This window comes from Exiguobacterium sp. KRL4 (assembly GCF_001870785.1).
GTDB lineage: Bacteria > Bacillota > Bacilli > Exiguobacteriales > Exiguobacteriaceae > Exiguobacterium_A.
In genome coordinates, this window is sequence record NZ_MOLV01000012.1 from 15,090 (window position 1) to 33,116 (window position 18,027).

The 18,027-nt window shown below is 47.4% G+C and carries 19 protein-coding genes; 6 read left to right on the forward strand and 13 right to left on the reverse strand.

All coding sequences use genetic code 11. From position 1 onward, the window contains the following. Positions 1-9: 9 nt before the first annotated feature. From BLD48_RS09200 to BLD48_RS09215, 4 genes are all read right to left on the reverse strand, one after another. The gene (locus BLD48_RS09200; protein WP_071499953.1) at positions 10-804 is read right to left on the reverse strand and encodes a DUF4397 domain-containing protein; all 795 of its coding nucleotides are present in this window, start codon (positions 802-804) and stop codon (positions 10-12) included. Positions 805-1,011: 207 nt separating this feature from the next. Continuing rightward, a complete protein-coding gene (gene speB, locus BLD48_RS09205) occupies positions 1,012-1,884 on the reverse strand; it encodes an agmatinase (RefSeq protein ID WP_071499954.1) in 873 nt (290 codons plus the stop codon). Positions 1,885-1,944: 60 nt separating this feature from the next. After that, positions 1,945-2,784, reverse strand: coding sequence for a polyamine aminopropyltransferase (gene speE, locus BLD48_RS09210; protein ID WP_014969274.1), 840 nt, complete (start codon positions 2,782-2,784; stop codon positions 1,945-1,947). A 143-nt stretch (positions 2,785-2,927) separates the two neighbouring features. Then, complete coding sequence (locus BLD48_RS09215; RefSeq protein ID WP_071499955.1) at positions 2,928-3,602, reverse strand: NAD(P)H-dependent oxidoreductase; 675 nt, start codon at positions 3,600-3,602, stop codon at positions 2,928-2,930. 392 nt (positions 3,603-3,994) lie between these two features. Between BLD48_RS09215 and BLD48_RS09220 the strand changes: the two genes are divergently transcribed. Then, positions 3,995-5,551: a BCCT family transporter gene (locus BLD48_RS09220; protein ID WP_071499956.1), complete on the forward strand. Its 1,557-nt coding sequence runs from the start codon at positions 3,995-3,997 to the stop codon at positions 5,549-5,551. Positions 5,552-5,622: 71 nt separating this feature from the next. Beyond that, a complete protein-coding gene (locus tag BLD48_RS09225; protein ID WP_236629981.1) occupies positions 5,623-6,474 on the forward strand; it encodes a metallophosphoesterase in 852 nt (283 codons plus the stop codon). A 46-nt stretch (positions 6,475-6,520) separates the two neighbouring features. Here BLD48_RS09225 and BLD48_RS09230 read toward each other — a convergent pair whose 3' ends face one another. Then, complete coding sequence (locus BLD48_RS09230; RefSeq protein ID WP_071499958.1) at positions 6,521-7,015, reverse strand: YwhD family protein; 495 nt, start codon at positions 7,013-7,015, stop codon at positions 6,521-6,523. 69 nt (positions 7,016-7,084) lie between these two features. Beyond that, complete coding sequence (locus BLD48_RS09235; protein WP_071499959.1) at positions 7,085-7,612, reverse strand: hypothetical protein; 528 nt, start codon at positions 7,610-7,612, stop codon at positions 7,085-7,087. Between the two features lie 169 nt (positions 7,613-7,781). On the opposite strand from BLD48_RS09235, the gene BLD48_RS09240 reads away from it, so the two are divergent. Continuing rightward, positions 7,782-7,967, forward strand: coding sequence for a 2-hydroxymuconate tautomerase (locus BLD48_RS09240; protein ID WP_014969267.1), 186 nt, complete (start codon positions 7,782-7,784; stop codon positions 7,965-7,967). Positions 7,968-8,043: 76 nt separating this feature from the next. Beyond that, positions 8,044-8,673: an NAD(P)-dependent oxidoreductase gene (locus BLD48_RS09245; RefSeq protein ID WP_071499960.1), complete on the forward strand. Its 630-nt coding sequence runs from the start codon at positions 8,044-8,046 to the stop codon at positions 8,671-8,673. 95 nt (positions 8,674-8,768) lie between these two features. On the opposite strand, the gene BLD48_RS09250 is transcribed toward BLD48_RS09245, so the two are convergent. From BLD48_RS09250 to BLD48_RS09260, 3 genes are all read right to left on the reverse strand, one after another. After that, positions 8,769-9,947 (reverse strand): NupC/NupG family nucleoside CNT transporter, encoded by a 1,179-nt coding sequence (locus tag BLD48_RS09250; RefSeq protein ID WP_071499961.1) that lies wholly within the window; start codon positions 9,945-9,947, stop codon positions 8,769-8,771. 124 nt (positions 9,948-10,071) lie between these two features. Further along, positions 10,072-10,923, reverse strand: a complete 852-nt coding sequence (locus tag BLD48_RS09255) for a phosphotransferase family protein (protein ID WP_071499962.1) — start codon at positions 10,921-10,923, stop codon at positions 10,072-10,074. After that, entirely contained in the window at positions 10,920-12,227 is a 1,308-nt protein-coding gene (locus BLD48_RS09260; RefSeq protein ID WP_071499963.1) for an HD domain-containing protein, read from the reverse strand. Before BLD48_RS09260 ends, BLD48_RS09255 begins: the two co-directional genes overlap by 4 nt. 147 nt (positions 12,228-12,374) lie before the next feature. On the opposite strand from BLD48_RS09260, the gene lipL reads away from it, so the two are divergent. Continuing rightward, the gene (gene lipL, locus BLD48_RS09265; protein ID WP_071499964.1) at positions 12,375-13,199 is read left to right on the forward strand and encodes an octanoyl-[GcvH]:protein N-octanoyltransferase; all 825 of its coding nucleotides are present in this window, start codon (positions 12,375-12,377) and stop codon (positions 13,197-13,199) included. A gap of 14 nt (positions 13,200-13,213) precedes the next feature. Then, a complete protein-coding gene (locus BLD48_RS09270) occupies positions 13,214-14,056 on the forward strand; it encodes a DegV family protein (protein WP_071499965.1) in 843 nt (280 codons plus the stop codon). Between the two features lie 132 nt (positions 14,057-14,188). Here BLD48_RS09270 and BLD48_RS09275 read toward each other — a convergent pair whose 3' ends face one another. The 4 genes from BLD48_RS09275 to BLD48_RS09290 form a co-directional block, all read right to left on the reverse strand. Continuing rightward, entirely contained in the window at positions 14,189-15,730 is a 1,542-nt protein-coding gene (locus tag BLD48_RS09275; RefSeq protein WP_071499966.1) for a flotillin lipid rafts scaffold protein FloT, read from the reverse strand. Then, positions 15,706-16,227 (reverse strand): NfeD family membrane protein, encoded by a 522-nt coding sequence (locus BLD48_RS09280; protein ID WP_071499967.1) that lies wholly within the window; start codon positions 16,225-16,227, stop codon positions 15,706-15,708. The genes BLD48_RS09275 and BLD48_RS09280 overlap by 25 nt, the downstream gene beginning before the upstream one ends. Beyond that, entirely contained in the window at positions 16,217-16,468 is a 252-nt protein-coding gene (locus BLD48_RS09285; protein ID WP_071499968.1) for a hypothetical protein, read from the reverse strand. The genes BLD48_RS09280 and BLD48_RS09285 overlap by 11 nt, the downstream gene beginning before the upstream one ends. A gap of 350 nt (positions 16,469-16,818) precedes the next feature. Next, positions 16,819-18,018: a Bcr/CflA family multidrug efflux MFS transporter gene (locus BLD48_RS09290; protein ID WP_071499969.1), complete on the reverse strand. Its 1,200-nt coding sequence runs from the start codon at positions 18,016-18,018 to the stop codon at positions 16,819-16,821. Positions 18,019-18,027 lie beyond the last annotated feature (9 nt).

Sequence of the window (18,027 nt, forward strand, 5' to 3'; positions counted from 1 at the left end):
ACAAGGAGATTACGCGTTTTCTTTACGACGGACGACATAGGCTGTCCCAACAAGCGCTGCTCCAGCAAGTGCTACGAGCGCCCAAGTTGTTGCCATCGAAGAATTTTCAGTTGTTCCGCCAAGACCTGTGTCCGGCATGGCTGCCATTTCACCGCCATCTGGAATCAAGAGGACGTCAAAGGCTGGTTCGCCTTCAAGTAGACCAATTGCGAGTGCTGTATAGTTTTTGCCACTATCGAGTTTAATGCCATCAAGTGCTTTGACGACGTCCGTTGCACCGGCTGGTCGTACTTCAAGATCGTACGTACCGGCATCCAGTGTACCGTAGTCAGAGACTTTCGAGAACTCGAGGTCGCTAAAGAGTGGATCTCCACCTTTTGGTGCGACATCAACGGCTGGTGCATCCGGTGCAAAGTGAGCGACACGGACCATTGATTTTCCATCTTCGCCTTTGCCGTTATCTTCCATGACAGCCAGTTTGATGTCTGCCAATTTACCGATTGCAGCTACAGAATAGAATTTTCCAGCTTCAATGTTGAGTGTTTGAGAAAGTACAGGATCTTTTGTTGTACCGGCTGCGAAGACTTCTACTTTACGTTCTCCGGCTGGGAGAGTCAGATAATCTGTGACATCCTTAAATTCTGCTCCTGAGACTGCTTTTTTGCCATCGACGGCGATGTCCACTGCTGGAGCATCAGGTGAAGCGTGAATCACACGAACCATTGCGTCGTCCGCTGCGCCTACTGGGAGCACAAATAGTGCGAATAGCAGAGCAGCTGTAACGAAAGATAAGAGTTTCTTCATCTTTTTTTCCACCTCTCATGTCATGATGTATTTCGCTCTCAAACCAACAATTTACTTTACATTAAGAACCTTTCCCTTGTGATGACATCTTAAACTTAAAGGAAAAATCCATTTATGTAAACGCTCTAATGTGCTAACGAAAGTCAAGATATCATCTACAAAAAAAGACCAGTTTCCAAATAGAAAACTGATCCTCGCTTGATTATATTATTTGACGAATCCAATCATCATCTCGCGTAACACTTTTGCTGCGGCAATCGCCGTCATGTCAGACTGATCATACGCCGGGCAGACCTCAACGAGATCGGCTCCGATGACGTCGACATCCGCACGTGCAATCATGTGGACGACTTCGAGCAATTCTTTTGTCGTCACACCACCGATTTCCTGTGTGCCGGTTCCCGGTGCAGCTGACGGATCAAGGACATCGATATCGATCGTCACGTAGACCTTTTTACCGGCAAGCTTCGGTAAAACCGCTTTTAACGGTTCGACGATTTCGTATTTAAACAAGTTGTAACCAGACGTCTTCGCCCATTCAAACTCTTCTTTCATCCCTGAACGAATGCCAAACGAATAACAGTTTTCCGGTCCAATCAAGTTCGCGATTTTTTTAAGCGGTGTCGAGTGCGACAACGGTTCGCCTTCATAGGAATCACGTAAGTCTGTATGTGCATCAAAGTGCAGCACAACAAAGTCATCATAATGTTTATCAAACGCCTTGACGACCGGCCACGTGACGAGGTGTTCGCCACCCATGCCAAGCGGGAACTTCCCTGCCGTCAACAACGAATCGACATACTCTTCGATCATATCGAGTGACTTTTGCGCATTGCCGAACGGAAGCGGGATGTCGCCTGCGTCAAACAGTTTCGCATCGGCAATATCGCCGTCAAGATACGGACTGTATTCTTCAAGACCGAGTGAGACTTCACGGATCCGAGCCGGACCAAATCGTGAACCGGGACGGAAGCTGACCGTCCAGTCCATCGGCATACCATATAGTACAGCTTTTGCATCTTCGTGAGTCGGTTGGCTCGCGATAAATACTTTACCTGAATAAGCTTCATCAAAACGCATCATTATTCCTCCAGTCATAGAAAGGAGTGCCCCTAAAAACGGAACACTCCTGACGTACAATTAAATCGTTAAATCTTTGACGAACTTCGGTAGCGCGAATGCTGCTGTATGAAGTTCCGGTGTATAATACTTCGTTTCGATCTCATGGAAACGCTCTGGTGCGACAGCGAGTGGATCATGTTTTTTCGATCCAATCGTAAATGTCCATAGACCGCTCGGATAAGTCGGAACGTTGGCGATGTAGAGTTTTGTGATCGGGAAGATCTCTTTGACGTCACGTTGCACATCACGAATCAAGTCCGGTGTGAACCATGGATTGTCAGATTGCGCGACGAAGATGCCGTCTTCTTTTAAGGCTTTTGAGATTCCAGAATAGAATCCTTTTGTAAACAGGTTGACGGCTGGACCGACTGGTTCTGTTGAATCAACCATGATGACATCATATTCATTGACAGCTTCTGCGATATGCATGAATCCGTCTCCAACGATGACTTCAACACGTGCGTCGTCAAGACCACCTGCGATGTTTGGTAGATATTTTTTCGAGTACTCGATGACTTTCCCGTCGATTTCGACAAGAACTGCCTTTTCGACTGATGGGTGTTTTAAGACTTCACGGATGACGCCACCGTCTCCTCCACCTACGACCAGAACCGATTTTGGGTTCGGGTGTGTAAAGAGTGGAACGTGTGCGACCATTTCGTGGTACACAAACTCATCTCGATCTGTTGTCATGACCATTCCGTCAAGTAACAACATTGTACCGAACTCGTCCGTCTCAACCATCTCAAGGCGTTGAAACTCCGTTTGTTCGCTCTCATAAACGTGGTTGACACGGAATGTGATACCGTAATCTTCCGTTTGGTGTTCCGTGAACCATAACTTTAATTTTTGTTCCATTTGCGATAGAACCCCTTTCTTTCATCAAGACAAAAGTTGTTCGTATGCGAGTGGCGTTTACGGCGCTTCTTAATCATACAAGTGCGAGTATACCGAACTTTGAAAGAAACTTCTATATAATTCGAAAAATCATGCCTGTTTTTTTAGTCGATGAATGTGACGATTTCGTCCAGACAGCGGCGTTGTTTCGCACGTTTTGGTTCGTCTGCCCGGTAACCAAACGCAACCATGACCGGTACCGTGAAAACAGACCGATCGAGCAAATCGTGTCGTGCCAAAAGTTGTTCTACCGCCTGTTGATCAAATCCTTCGATCGGACAAGAATCAATCCCAATTTGGGCTGCTGCGGACATCATGTTGCCAAGAGCAATATACGCTTGTTTCGCCGACCAATCTTCCATCGCCTTCTGATTATCCCCAATCTTAAAATCTTCTTCTAAGAACAATCCGTATCGCTTCGTCCGACCGGCTTTCGCTTCGTCTGATAAACCAAGTACATCCATCATATACGTCACGTGTGACCCGTCCGGCTGCATCTGCCCGCCTGTCCGAGCAAGGAAAATGACATAGTGGCTCGCGGTCGGTAACTGTCCTTGCGCTCCCCAAGCGACGTCCCGTATTTCGTTTCGGATCGCTTCATTTTGAATGACAAGCAGATTCCACGGCTCATATCCAAATGAGCTTGGTGAAAGACGTGCCGTCTCCAAAATAAATGAAAAATCGTCCGCTGTTACTTTTTTAGTTGGATCAAATGATTTGGTCGCATGACGGAACTGAAAGGCGTCGATAATCTGTTGTTTTGTTTGGTCGTGATTCATGTCGAATTCCTCCTGTTGTATAGTGGCTACTTGTTACGATATCAAACCAATTTTGTTGCGTCTGTTTTTTTGCTTCATCGATATACGTTACAAAAAACCAAGACCGGGAAATAATAAATAATCCACTTGAATCCGTCCGTTCATGAAAGTAAGTTTAAACCGCTCCATTACTGGATTTCCGACAAAAAAACGCATTGTTTTTCCACGTTTCCACTTTCCGTCATTACCCATTTCCATTTGCCAGTTGTCATCAATGTTTGTTAGGGTTGAAACTTGCGTGATAAAGTTTTAGTTTCAAATAACGCGGGTATCATTAATGTCGTTGTCTAAAGTCGTTGTCTAAAACAGATGCAAAACTCACATGTAAAATTCGAAAGAAGGTGTTGATCACGATGGAAAGTAAAAGAAAAAGTAAGATCACGAATGTCTTTATTGTCTCCGTCATTTTCTGTGTGCTCTTTACCATATGGGGAATCTTACCTGAATCACTCATTGGTGCCGCAAATCTTGGCAATGTCACGGGAATCGCTCAAAACTTTATCTCGAATGGTTTTGGTTGGCTTTATCTTCTCGGGATGAGTGCCTTTTTATTGGTTGCCATCTTTTTGATTTTTTCGCGTTTCGGCTCCATCCGACTCGGTAAAGACTCCGATCGTCCGGAATACGGACTCATTTCCTGGTTCGCAATGTTGTTTAGTGCCGGCATGGGAATCGGTCTCGTTTTCTGGGGAGTCTCGGAACCATTGACCCACTTCCATACACCACCGGTCGCAACCGGCGATCCGACAGAAGCCGCACGACTGGCCATGCGTTATTCATTTTTCCACTGGGGTCTCCATCCATGGGCACTCTATGCGATCGTGGGTCTTGCCATTGCCTACTCGACGTTCCGCAAAGGACGTCCGGCAACGATTGGTGATACCGTCGCTTCACTCATGAAACCAAAGTACCAAACTGCCGGTAAAGGAACGGTTGAAGTGTTGGCGATCGTCGCAACGGCATTTGGTGTCGCAACGTCACTTGGTCTCGGCGCCCAGCAAATTTCCGGTGGCCTGCATTTCCTTGTCGACAGTATTCCGAACTCATTTTTCACACAATTGATTATCATTTTAGTGGTATCCGTTCTTTACATGATGAGTGCCGCTTCCGGTCTCGATAAAGGAATCGTCCGCTTAAGTAACGCCAACATCGTTCTTGCCATTCTTTTGATGGTCGGTGTCCTGTTCCTTGGACCATTCAGCTTCATCATGGATCTGTTTGTCCAAACGACAGGTGCGTACTTGCAGAACCTGCCCGTCATGAGTTTCCGCGCATCAGCGTTTAACCCTGAGGAACGAGGATGGATCAACGATTGGACGATTTTCTACTGGGCATGGTGGATTTCCTGGTCACCCTTCGTCGGAACGTTCATCGCCCGCGTCTCAAAAGGACGGACGATTCGTGAGTTCGTCCTTGGGATCGTTTTAATCCCCACCATCTTTGGACTACTTTGGTTCTCCGTCTTCGGTGGATCAGCGATTTGGAACGAATTATTCAACAACATCGATTTAATCTCGACCGTCAATGATAAAGGTGTCGAAACGGGGATGTTTGCCTTGTTCGAGACATTTGGTACGCTTGGTACCTTCCTCAGCATCATCGGTGTCTTCTTGATCACGACGTTCTTCATCACGTCTGCCGACTCGGCAACCTATGTCCTCGGGATGTTGTCTTCCGGTGGTAGCCTGCTTCCAAGTCTGCGCATCAAGTTGACATGGGGCATCATCCAGTCTTCGATTGCAGCTGTTCTGCTATATGCAGGTGGGCTCAGTGCCTTGCAGGCAGCCGCTGTCCTTGCCGCCTTCCCCTTCATCTTCGTCGTTGGGATGATGGTGATTGCCCTGTTCATGGATCTTTCCAAGGAACCGGACGCAACCAAAGCAGCGAATGATTTGAAAAAAGAAGCGTAACTGCAGTTAGACCCTGCCTTCCCTCATGCGGAAGACAGGGTCTTTTTGGTATGCTGAACAAAAGAAAAGAGGTGGGATTTTTGCGCGTTAAAAAACGCTGGTATCTTTCAATCGGAATCCTTGCTCTCAGTAGCTGGTTTCTGTATCGTGAAAACAATCAAATCGAAACGACGTCGGTGACCGTTCAATCGGAGCGATTACCTGCTGCGTTCAATGACTATACGATTCTTCAGATTGCTGATTTACACGGAAAATCCTTTGGCCGCAAACAAAAGTATCTCCTCAAAAAAGTTCACAAACTTCAGCCGGATATCATCTTGATGACAGGCGACTTGATCGACTCTCGCCGTGACGGGGAAGCAGAAGCCCTTTTATTGATGGAAAAATTAACGGCCGACTATCCTGTCTATTTCGTGACCGGTAATCATGAAGTCCGTCGTAATTTGACGATTTTGCCGAAGCTCGAGCAGCTCGGTGTCACAGTTCTTCGAAATACGTCCGTCCCACTTGAAAAAGGCAATCAGTTCATTGAGTTACTTGGGATTGATGATCCTACGACGACTCGCTGGAGTGAAGGTTTACAAGAACCGGACGGCATCCGCCAAAGTCTCGATCAGGCCCAATCGACAGTCGATACAGATGCCTTCCAACTCTTGATGGCCCATCGTCCGGAATATTTGCCGCTGTATGCGGAACGAAAAATGGATCTCGTGTTATCCGGTCATGCCCACGGCGGACAAATCCGTCTTCCGTTCACAGACGGGATGTATGCACCCGGTCAAGGATTTTTCCCGGAGCTGACGGCCGGTGAACATATGATGGAGCAAACCAAACTGATCATCAGCCGGGGTCTCGGTAACAGCCTGTTCCCTTTTCGGATTTTCAACCGCCCTGAATTAATTGTCGTGACGTTACGCACATAATCGATCAAAAAAATGCCAACCCTTTAACAGAGTTGGCACCTTTATTTTAAGCTAGCGCTTCATGCAATTCAGGTTCCGCATTGGCCCACATCTCGGGTTTATGTGTTTGTAAGAATTCACGTAACAATTGTTTGGACGTATCGTCCATATGACTGACGACAATCCGTCCTTTTAACGATTTGTCCATCTTGTTGACGTGATCCGCCAAAATCTTAAAGCCGCGCCGTGCTTCAACGTCGACTAGCAAGTCACACGCCGCGACGCCACCGTAATAAAATCCTTCCGGCTTTCGCCCCACTGTCACCCAGACGATCCAGTATGGTTTCCCGTTTGGTGTGTCTGCTTGATCCGTCGTGAACTTGATTCGCTTTTCGATGGCGGCTTTCGCATGCATCGCCCCCATATCGATATAGGCTTCACCATCTTCCGGTGAGATGATGACCGGCGACATGCTGTTCAGACTGAGTGTCCCGACACCAAATCCACCATGACCATCTGTTGAGTTATCTGAAATGATATTAAAATTAATTTTCTTTTCCATCGTTTACTCGTCCCCTTTTACCACTGTTGCTTCTATCATACCGCATCCAACAGTCGACGCAAGTCTTCCTTAACGTCTTAATGGCTCGAGCTGCTCCCGTGTGACCCGACGGATCGTCGGCAAGCGAAGGCACTCCAGGGACGTCAACTCTTCATGAGCCGGTGGGTTGAGCTCTTCTAACTGTCGTAACGCTTGGTCATACAACGTTTGGGCAGCACGACCAAATAAGACAATCCGTTCAAGTGATGAGCATCTCGAACGAATCGCCCGTAATTGATTGGCAAGCTCGCGGATCCGTTCTGAAATTTCTTCTTCGATGTCAGGTGTTGGTTTCCGGTTTTGAAAAATCGGCTTGAAACGGTCTTCATCCCGCAATAACGTCAACATTCCGTACCGTTTTGCTTCTTCGTTTCCGACAAGTAACGCTAATTCCTTATCCGTGACGAGACGTCCAAACGGAATATTTTGATCGAATAGTACTTCCGCCACTTCAAGACCTTTTGCTCCCGACAACGGATATGTTTGATCTTCTGGTAAAGCGCGGTCAAAAATCAATAGGGTATGGATTTTCTTACGGATCACCGGTTCCATCTCCATGCGTTCACCTCATCCTTATGTTTTCTTAATTAAGTAGTTCTCGTTTGATACAGTCTATTCCTGTACTATACCCGTCTTTAGCAATTTAAATGTCACTGTTTGACGGAACCCAGGTGACGTACGGTATACTGATGGCGTGTTGAACTTATGCTAGAAGGAGGAAAATTAGATGCCTTACGTTACAGTCAAGATGTTAGCAGGACGCACCGTCGAACAAAAACGGGCGTTGATCGAAAAAGTCACAGCGGCCGTTTCCGAGTCCGTGGACGCTCCAAAAGAAAATGTCACCGTCTTCATCGAAGAGATGGAAAAAACAGATTACGGTCAAGCCGGCGTGATGTTTGCCGATAAATAAGTACAATTCGGGAGGAACGATTTTCACTTGTCGTTCCTCTTCTCTATACAGTTCACTCACGAAAGGATGAATCTAAATGGCAACAGTAAGCTTACTCGGTGCGACGGGACGAACGGGTCGACCATTGCTCGATTTATTGTTACAAGAAGGACACGAGGTTCAGGCGCTTGTCCGGTCTGAGCAACATGCCTTACCTGAACATCCTAGTCTGACAATCATTCATGGTGATGCGACGAATGCCGATGATCTAGAACGAGTTGTTCACGGGACGTCAGTGGTCTTCAGTTGTCTAGGCACCGATCAAAAACAAATTTTATCGGTCGCGGTCCCACACCTCATCATTAAAATGAAAGAACAGCATATCGATCGGATTGTTTTCGTTTCGACGGCCGGAATTCTTGATGCTTCGGAAGAACCCGGGAAATATCGTTTTCAATCAAGCGAATCCCGTCGCCGTTCAACCATCGCGGCAGAAGATCACCTAAAAGCGTACTTGACCTTAAAGGATGCGGATGTTGATTATACTGTCATCTGTCCGACTCAATTGGTCGACGAAGCTGCGATTGACGATGTCTTGATCGAATCCAATCGATTCACCCATGACACAGGTCCAATCCCGCGCATCAACGTCGCCCGCTTCGCCTATGCTGCGTATGATGAAAAGCTATTTTCACGTGAACGGGTCGGGATTGCTTCGCGTGGTTAAATGCCCCCATCTCGAATACGAAAAAAGAAGGACCCGATTTAAAAAATCGAGTCCTTCTTTTTCTAGGAGCGACTGATCCGTCACTGCTGTTTTGATTAGATTAAGACACTGACGACAATTGCCGTCAAGACGCTAACAAGTGTTGCCCCGTAAAGTAACTTCAGACCAAAGCTCGCTGCGACACTGCCTTGACGATCGTCCAGTCCTTTGACAGCACCCGCGATGATCCCGATAGACGAGAAGTTGGCGAATGAAATCAGGAAGACGGATACGATTCCAAGTGTACGAGCTGAGAATTCTTTTGCGTACTCAGGCAAGCTGAGCATCGCGACGAATTCGTTTGTGATCAATTTTGTTGCCATGACACTACCGGCACTGACCGCTTCCGCCCATGGAATCCCCATGATGAAGGCGACTGGTGCAAAGATGTAACCGAGAATATCCTGGAACGAGATGCCGAGAACCATCAAGAAGATATCGTTGACCATTCCGATCAAGGCGTTGTATCCGATCAACATCGCCCCGACGATGATCGCAACTTTGAATCCATCCATGATGTATTCGCCAAGCATTTCGAAAAACGTTTGTTTTTCTTCGATGATTTCCAAAATGTCCTCTTTTGGATCAACCGTGTACGGGTTGATGATCGAAACGATCATGAATCCACCAAACAAGTTCAAGACGATTGCTGTGACGACATATTTCGGTTCGACCATCGTCATGTAGGCACCGACGATTGACATCGAAACCGTCGACATCGCCGACGCACATAATGTGTACAGACGATTTGGCGGCAATTTACCGATTTGTTTTTTGACGGTGATGAACACTTCCGACTGACCGATTGCTGCTGAAGCGACGGCATTGTAAGACTCAAGTTGTCCCATCCCGTTGATCTTCGATAATCCAAATCCGATTCCACGCATCAAAAGCGGAAGGATTTTCGTGAACTGCAAAATTCCGATCAAAGCTGAGATGAAGACGATTGGTAAGAGGACGTTAATGAAGAATGGCTGTGCCCCTTCATTTGCCAATCCACCAAAGACAAAGTTGATTCCGATTGCCGCATATCCCAATAATTTATCAAAGACTTTTGCAACTCCACGGATGACGATATAACCAAACGATGTGTTGAGTAAAATGAATCCAAAGACTAACTGAAGCACTAGCATGACCGCAAGCGGTTTCAATTTGATGCCTTTACGGTTGCTACTGACAAGGAATGCCAAACCAAACACGACGACAAGTCCTAGTATTGCGATTAAATATTTCACGAACTATCCCTCAATCCATAGTTTATTTTATTAGTTGTACATAAGTACGAGGTCTGACGTTCAATCTCTTCCCCAAGTACTAGAATAATCAACATTCGGAAGAACTGCAAGGGGTAAAGTTCATTTAGTAACCGCTTTCGTCATTTTCATAAACTTTCAATACAATGTTTTCCATCCGTTCCCGAACATTGGCCTGACTAATGTTCGCCTTCCCATATGCTTTCCAACCGGGATAAACATCGAGGTGTTCCGGTCCCATATCAAAAATAGCCGTCAAATCCCATTTTCGATCATACGAAAATCCGCTTAACTTGATATATTCAGCTAAAAATTGATCGGCAATTTCAATCGATTCAAGTAAAGCTAAATTTAATCGACAATGCGCGACGTCCGCTTCAATCGGTCCGACACAGGCATTGATCCAGCCCACTACGTTATACTGTTCGCTTGAATCGTATAACACATTAACAGGATGGAAGTCGCGGTGGATGAACCGGATTTGCTGACTCGCCGCCGGTTGTTCCGATACGGCTCGTTGCCATACGTCTTTTTGGGTTGTCCAGGAAGGAATGGTTCTTACGGTCGTATATGGTGCATACCGGTAGTGTGTCTTCGGAACCGGTAATTGATGAATCGCAATCAACGTCTTGGCCAGTCCTCTGAGATACTCTGCATCTAACGGTTCCAGTCGTACTGTACCTGGCAGATAGGTCATCTGAATCCATGGTGGGAGATCATCCTCCCACGTCAGTTGATAATTCTCGGCATCCGGGCCAAGCATTCCCGTTGCCTGTAACGCAAAAACCTCGTGCGCGACGAGGTCTGGTTCCTGCTTGAGCCATCTAGTATTCGTATGAATCCGAAAGACACTTCCCCCTGCCCGAAACACAGACGAGGACGTTGCTCCCTTTAGTGGTTCTACCGTTTCCGCTTCTAACCCGACCCGCTTTAAAATTCGTGCGATGACGTCCTTCATGATGGATCTTCTCCGAGCAACAACTGATCAATTTGCATCTTTTCATTCGCGAATTCGCGTAAATCATGCAGGATTTCTTGCGGGTAAAATAACTTTTCATCCGTTTGACGTGAATTGGCAATGGCTTGAACGAGTGGAGAGACTTGTGAAATTTCTTTCATTTGTCCATTTTTCATCTGAAGCATGATCGGCTGTTTACTGATTTCGCCATTGTCCCCATACAAGTCATACGGCAGACGACTGAGCTTGTCTTCTAGTAAATAATACGTCGGATCAAGACCAATCTTTTCAAATAACAGGCAGAGTTTTTCATGGACACGTGTCCGTTTTTCTGCCGGATAATCGACATATTTAAACAGTTTCCGATCAACGAAGCGACGGGCCAGGTCACTCAGCACCATGTCTTCTTCTTCCGCCCATTGTTGGAAATAGAAGTAAACAATCGTCTCGTCGAGCGCCAAATAGTTTTTCAGTAACATCTGTTGTGTGAAGAGTGGACTTAAATGTACCGGATCAATCGCAAACCTGTAGTCGCTTGTATACAGTTCTTTGGCCCGTTCGAGGATTGCTTTGAGCAAGTAATCACTCGACCGGGTGACTGGATGGAGATACACCTGCCAGTACATCTGATACCGTCGCATGATGTAATCCTCGATCGAATGCATGCCCGACTGTTTGACGACCATCTGGTTCGGTGCCGGACGCAGGACACGCAGCATCCGCTCGAGATCAAACTTTCCGTAACTGACACCGGCGAAGTGGGCATCCCGCAACAAATAATCCATCCGGTCAACATCAAGCTGGGAACTGATCATCGTCACGAGCAATTGATTCGGGTGTGTCTTGTTGATGATCGAGGCGACTTCTTCCGCAAATCCTTCCCCGACTTGATCAAGGACCTGTTTAATTTCCGTATCCCCAAGAATGATTCGTTCCGTCCACTCTTCATGGTCAACACCAAAGACATTTTCAAATGCATGCGAAAACGGACCATGTCCAACGTCGTGAAGAAGTGCTGCGACGAGCGTCAATTCACGGTACTGATCATCCCAGTCCGCCCGCCCGTTAAAGACATCGATCAGCTGACGGGTAATCTCATACACCCCTAACGAATGATGAAAACGTGTATGCTCAGCTCCATGGAAGGTTAAAAATGATGTCCCCAGTTGTTTGATCCGGCGCAAACGTTGAAATTCCTTTGTTCCAATCAACTGCCAGATTAATTGATCGCTGACATAGATGTAGCGGTGAACGGGATCCTTGAATACTTTTGTTTCTTTTAGTTGTCCCAGTGACTGATACATGTTTTCTCTCCTTTGGTCATTCGTTCTCTCTCGTTATATTTCGGTTTTAAATGGTCTGTTCCTGTCCCTTCACTTGCTTCTTACAGAAAGTTTACATCCCCTTATGCTATAATGATGTCGCAAATCCAGAAAAAAAGGAACGGGTCTATGGGAATCGAACTCTTAAAACAAGAACATTATCGTATTTTTGATCAAACGTCACTCGGAAGCGCCTTTCATGCCACACAATCGTTTGCGATGGACGATACATTATGCGCCTCTGTCGCAACAGAAGGTGCAGCGATCCGCTCTTGGGTGCACCATGAAACGGTTGTCCTCGGAATCCAAGATGCGCGTCTGCCTCATCTCGATCAAGGGATTGAGGTCTTACACGCACACGGTTTCCAGCCGGTCATTCGTAACTCCGGTGGTCTTGCCGTCGTTCTTGATGCCGGTGTCCTGAACATCTCACTTGTTCTTCCGGAACGTGGTGGAATTGACATCGACAGTGGCTACGAAGCGATGCTTGCACTTGTCCGCCATATGTTTAGAGAAGAGACGGATGCAATCGTTGCCGGAGAAGTGGTTGGTTCGTATTGTCCCGGATCGTATGACTTATCGATTGCCGGGAAAAAATTTGCCGGGATTTCACAACGACGTGTCCGCGGAGGCGTCGCTGTCCAAATTTATCTCTGCGTCAATGGAAGCGGAAGCGAACGCGCACGACTCGTCCGTGATTTTTATGCTGCCGCCTTACAAGGAGAAGCAACAAAATTCGTGTATCCGACCGTTGTGCCGGAGACGATGGCTTCCCTCGAAGAATTACTGCAGCGCCCGTTAACAGTCGAAGCCTGCCTGTTACGTGTCTATCGGTCCTTAATGGCACTTGATGCGACATTAACACCGTCCGTCTTAAGCGAAGTCGAGAATGAACGCTTCGGTGTAAACCTGGGTCGGATGTTAGATCGAAATGAAAAAGTCCTAGGTGGATAAAGGAGAGAACGAACATGGTACGTTTTATTACAGATAGCGGTGCGGACGCACCAAAGGAATTACTCGACGCCGCTGGCTTCACCGTCATGCCGTTTGGCGTGTTGATCGGAGAAGATACGTATTTTGACGGCGAATCGATTTCGCCGGTCGAACTCTACGCTAAAATGCGGGAAGGTGCGGCCCCGAAGACGTTTCAAGTCGAGGTGTCACGGATGGTCGAGGTCTTCACGGCGCACTTTAAACAAGGGGAACCGTTTATCTACCTTGCTTTTTCAAGTGAGTTGTCCGGTACGTATCAAACGGCGACGATGCTTGCGGAAGAACTTGCTGAAACGTATCCGGATGTTCCATATGCGATCATCGATACGAAAACGGCTTCGACCGGTCAAGGCCTGTTCGTGTTAGACGTCGCTGCATTTGCAGAGGGCCACACGTTTGAAGAAACAAAAACGTATGCCGAACAAAAGATCAATACCGTCCGTCATCTCTTTACCGTCGAATCGCTTGAATACTTGATGCGCGGCGGTCGTGTCTCGCGAGCGAGTGCCTTCATCGGTGGTTTGTTGTCAATCCTTCCGCTGTTGACAGTCGAGGACGGTAAGCTGATTCCAAAAGAAAAAATCCGTGGTCAGAAAAAAGTCATGAACCGTATCGTCGAGTGGATGGAAGAAGCACGCCCGTCAATCGACGGACACCGTATCATCATCGGTCACGGCGATTCGATCGAACGGGCAGAACAGTTGAAACACTTAATCGAAGAACACTTTGCACCAAGTGAAGTCCTGATCACGATTGCCGGAGCAGCTATCGGTTCACATACTGGACCGGGATTACTCGTCATCGGCTATGATCTATAAGTCTGATTCGCATTAAAAAAATCCGAATGTCCCCACCTCTTCTTTTAGACAGAGGGATGGGAGCATTCGGATTTTTTTAGCTGTTTTATTAAAAAAGATTTTTTTCGACATCCGTTAAAATCATGTTTGATTTCATTCAGATTTGCCTGACACAACCGGTTCACCTTGATTCAAGTTGACCGTCAACGGTTTCACCGTTCCTTTGCCCGAGAAATTCTCAATCAAGTCTTTGACGTCGATTCCGGATGACGCTTTGAGTGTTTCCTGCAACGATGCCATCAAATCGGTTGCGTAGCCGGTCACCCGGTTCGCTCCACCGCCTTCGCCGCTTCCCGTATCGACGACCGTGATCTTGTCGATGTTGCCGAGTGGTGCTGCGACTTGTTTCGCATATTCTGGCATCATCCGGATGACCATGTCGAGAATCGCCGCTTGTCCAAACTGTTCGAAGGCTTGGGCGATTTTTTCTTTTGCTTCGGCTTCCGCGAGACCCTTCAGGCGGATGATATCTGCTTCCGTCTCCCCTTGCGCCCGCTCGGCTTCCGCTTTGGCTAGACCATCGAGACGAATCCGTTCGGCGTCGGCTTTCGCAGATGCCTCGATCCGGTATTTCGTCGCGTCCGCTTCTGCGTACTGTTTTGCCCGGTCGGCTTGGGCCGCCTGTTCAATCGAGTAGCGATCGGCATCCGCCCGTTTTTTGACTTCGGCATCATATTGTTTCTCGCGGCGGAGAATCTCACGTTCTTCGAGCTCAATTTGTTTTTGGCGTTCGATGATTTTGATCTGCATTTGTTGTTCCGTGACTTCCTGTTGCGCACGGGCATTTTCAAGATCATATGCTTGGTCGGCTTTCGCCTTCGCGATGTCTTGCTCGCGGCGGTAATCGGCCATTTTTAGCTGATTTTCTTTTTCCGCTTCTGCAATTTCCGTCGCCCGTTCCAGTTCGGCTTTTTTGGCATCTTTTGATGCTTCCGCCCGTTTGATCCGTGTTTCTTTTTCTGCATCAGCTGTTGCAATATCAGCATCCCGGCGAACTTGGGCAATCCGCGGTTTCCCGAGTGATTCCAAATAACCGTTTTTATCGCGGACATCTTTGATCGTAAACGATACGATGACAAGTCCCATCTTCGCTAAGTCCTGTGAAGCGACACGTTGGACTTCTTGCGAGAATTTATCCCGGTTCTTATAAATCTCTTCGACCGTCATCGAACCGAGGATCGAACGCAAGTGACCTTCGAGGACTTCACGGGCTTCCCCTTCCCGGTCTTCCTTTGATTTACCGAGAAATTGTTCGGCCGCCGTCGCGATTTCTGAAATCGAGCTTCCGATTTTAATGATTGCTGTTCCGTCCGCCATGACCGGAACACCTTGTTCCGTGTAGACTTCCGGTGTCGTTACCTCTAACTTGCTCGACAGTAAACTGATCGGTGAAGCCTGTTGAAAGACAGGTAAGATGAATGCTCCACCCCCACGAATGATTTTGACCCGGTTCCCCGACTCATCGGTGTTGACGGTCGGACTATTCCCGAGATAACTTCCGGACACGATTAAGGCTTCTTCCGGTCCAACTGTGCGGTATTTCGTTACGAATAAGGCAATCAGCGCTAAGATCAGCGCCCCGGCAATGATAGCAACGATAATGATCGGATTCACGAAAACATCTCCTCTTTCCATTGAGTGGGATAGGTCATGACATGGGCCACGCCTTGTTTGATTTCAACGATGATGACTTTTGTGCCTTGTGCTAAAGCGGGACCTTCAAAAAGAACGGCTGATTTAGCGATTCGCCCCGAAACATCGTCGACGAGAATTTCACCGTAGCCTGCCTCCGGAATCGGGATGATGACGATGGCACTGCGGCCTTCGAGGGTCTGTTCTGAAAAACTGATTGATTGCTCTGCTTTGGCAAGCGGTACAAAAATGAATAAATGCAGTAAAGACGTCAAAAGGAGACTGATGCCGGCACTGATCAGCAAAATAACGAGCGAACCAAGTGACGTCAGATGTTCCAGTCCGAATCCAAAGGCGGATGTCAAAATGATAAAGGACAAGATTAACGTCGGATGAAAGATTTGATCGATGCCCGGAATCAAATCGGAAAAAATGACGGATAATAAGACACCGCAAGCAGCGGCGGCCAGCGCATACAGATAAAGGGTACTAACGTCCATCTTCTGTCACCTCGATAAACGGATTCGATCCGTATAGTTGACGATAGGCTTGAAGATACGCATGTCGATTTTCTTCATATAATAAATCAGCTAATTCCTTTTCCCGTGGACTGTCTGCTTCCTGGCGCCTGCGGGCATACTTTTTTTGTGCCGCGTAATGACGCGCCAACAAACTTTCCAGTGTCCGTTGATTCTTTGGTTCAGATACCGGCCGTGTATCCGAAAGAGATCGTTTTTTCATCCGACTGCTCCTCTCTTCTGTGCTGAGCTCATCTTTATTTACGGTTTATTTTTGGGAATAGTTTCAAAATCCCCTGAATTTTTTTGACTTTTTTCTGGAATCTAAAAGCAGCATCCACAAAAAAGAGGCTGACGCAAAAAAGGAATCACTCTTTGTTCACGCACTTTCTTCAGGCAAGACACAAGCGAGTTTTTCTGCCTGGTTCAGGCAAGAAAACGGGTCTTGTTTGTCTCTGACAGCGCAGATTAACTTGCGCTTTTTTCCTGTAGAGGTCGCGTGAAGCGAGTGATTCCTGTTGAACGAGATGAGATTGACTTGGTGCGGTACGATTCTTTAACCGTCAAAAAGTCTTATGCTTTTTTCCGAACAATCAATAAGGTATAGACAAGTAAAGCCAAACAATCAAGCGTCATGATGATTAATCCCATCGGTAAGGCCGAGTCTTCGCCCATCACCCCGACGAGTGGTGAGACGAGTGACCCGACAAGCATCGGCAACAGACCGAGTAACGCCGAAGCACTTCCTGCCGTCGAACCATAATTTTGCATCGCCAAGGTAAAACCAAGTGTCGAAATCATACCGACACTCGAGACGACGAAGAACAACGGAATCATGACAAGAACAAGCGAACTCGATAAGGTCAAGGCAAGGAATAGACAAATGCCTGCTAACGCTACGACGGTCAAGGCAATGCGCATCATCTTTTCACTGTCGACGCGACCTGCAAGTCGTCCCGCAGTTTGTGCTGCGATGATGATCCCAATCCCGTTTAGACCAAACAAAAAACTGAATTGTTGTGGAGTCGCCCCGTAAATATTTTGTAAGACGAACGGAGAACCGGAAATATACGCGAACATCGCGCCCATCGCAAAGGCTTGAGCGAAGGCATACCCGATGAACGTCCGGTCCGATAACAACCGCCCGAATGTTTGGAACGTCGTTTTTAAATTCCCCTCGACGCGGTGATGGACCGGAAGTGTTTCCGGTAAACGGAAGGCCACCGCGATCAGCATCAGCGTACTTAAGATCGCAAGGAGATAAAACACAACCCGCCAGTCGCCAAACCGTAAAATCTGTCCTCCGATGATCGGCGCGAGAATGGGTGCCGTTCCGTTGACCAGTGACAGGGCCGCAAAAAACTTCGTCAATTCCGGACCTTCAAATAAATCACGGACAATCGCTCGTGAGATGACGATACCGGACGCTCCAGCCGCCCCCTGAGCGAACCGCAGGGCAATCAACACCTCAATCGTCGGCGCAAAGGCACAAGCGAGTGACGCGAGCAGGTAAGCGAATAATGCCAGCAATAACGGACGTTTTCGACCGCGGACATCACTGAGCGGTCCGACGATGATTTGTCCGAGAGCCATTCCGAGCATACAGGCTGTCAAACTCAGTTGGATCGACGATGCACTCGCACCAAAGGAACGGGACATATCGGGAAATGCCGGTAAATACATATCGATCGAAAGTGGTCCAAGCGCTGCCAGTGATCCTAAAATCAGGATGAATGTCAGTCGTTTCGTTTGAATCAGTGAGGTATTCGTCATGATTTCCCT

Bases quoted from the DNA above. Each gene is read 5' to 3' on its own strand.
- BLD48_RS09200 (WP_071499953.1), bottom strand. From the start codon at position 804: ATGAAGAAACTCTTATCTTTCGTTACAGCTGCTCTGCTATTCGCACTA.
- speB (WP_071499954.1), bottom strand. From the start codon at position 1,884: ATGCGTTTTGATGAAGCTTATTCAGGTAAAGTATTTATCGCGAGCCAA.
- speE (WP_014969274.1), bottom strand. From the start codon at position 2,784: ATGGAACAAAAATTAAAGTTATGGTTCACGGAACACCAAACGGAAGAT.
- BLD48_RS09215 (WP_071499955.1), bottom strand. From the start codon at position 3,602: ATGAATCACGACCAAACAAAACAACAGATTATCGACGCCTTTCAGTTC.
- BLD48_RS09220 (WP_071499956.1), top strand. From the start codon at position 3,995: ATGGAAAGTAAAAGAAAAAGTAAGATCACGAATGTCTTTATTGTCTCC.
- BLD48_RS09230 (WP_071499958.1), bottom strand. From the start codon at position 7,015: ATGGAAAAGAAAATTAATTTTAATATCATTTCAGATAACTCAACAGAT.
- BLD48_RS09235 (WP_071499959.1), bottom strand. From the start codon at position 7,612: ATGGAGATGGAACCGGTGATCCGTAAGAAAATCCATACCCTATTGATT.
- BLD48_RS09240 (WP_014969267.1), top strand. From the start codon at position 7,782: ATGCCTTACGTTACAGTCAAGATGTTAGCAGGACGCACCGTCGAACAA.
- BLD48_RS09245 (WP_071499960.1), top strand. From the start codon at position 8,044: ATGGCAACAGTAAGCTTACTCGGTGCGACGGGACGAACGGGTCGACCA.
- BLD48_RS09255 (WP_071499962.1), bottom strand. From the start codon at position 10,923: ATGAAGGACGTCATCGCACGAATTTTAAAGCGGGTCGGGTTAGAAGCG.
- BLD48_RS09260 (WP_071499963.1), bottom strand. From the start codon at position 12,227: ATGTATCAGTCACTGGGACAACTAAAAGAAACAAAAGTATTCAAGGAT.
- lipL (WP_071499964.1), top strand. From the start codon at position 12,375: ATGGGAATCGAACTCTTAAAACAAGAACATTATCGTATTTTTGATCAA.
- BLD48_RS09270 (WP_071499965.1), top strand. From the start codon at position 13,214: ATGGTACGTTTTATTACAGATAGCGGTGCGGACGCACCAAAGGAATTA.
- BLD48_RS09275 (WP_071499966.1), bottom strand. From the start codon at position 15,730: ATGGAAAGAGGAGATGTTTTCGTGAATCCGATCATTATCGTTGCTATC.
- BLD48_RS09280 (WP_071499967.1), bottom strand. From the start codon at position 16,227: ATGGACGTTAGTACCCTTTATCTGTATGCGCTGGCCGCCGCTGCTTGC.
- BLD48_RS09285 (WP_071499968.1), bottom strand. From the start codon at position 16,468: ATGAAAAAACGATCTCTTTCGGATACACGGCCGGTATCTGAACCAAAG.
- BLD48_RS09290 (WP_071499969.1), bottom strand. From the start codon at position 18,018: ATGACGAATACCTCACTGATTCAAACGAAACGACTGACATTCATCCTG.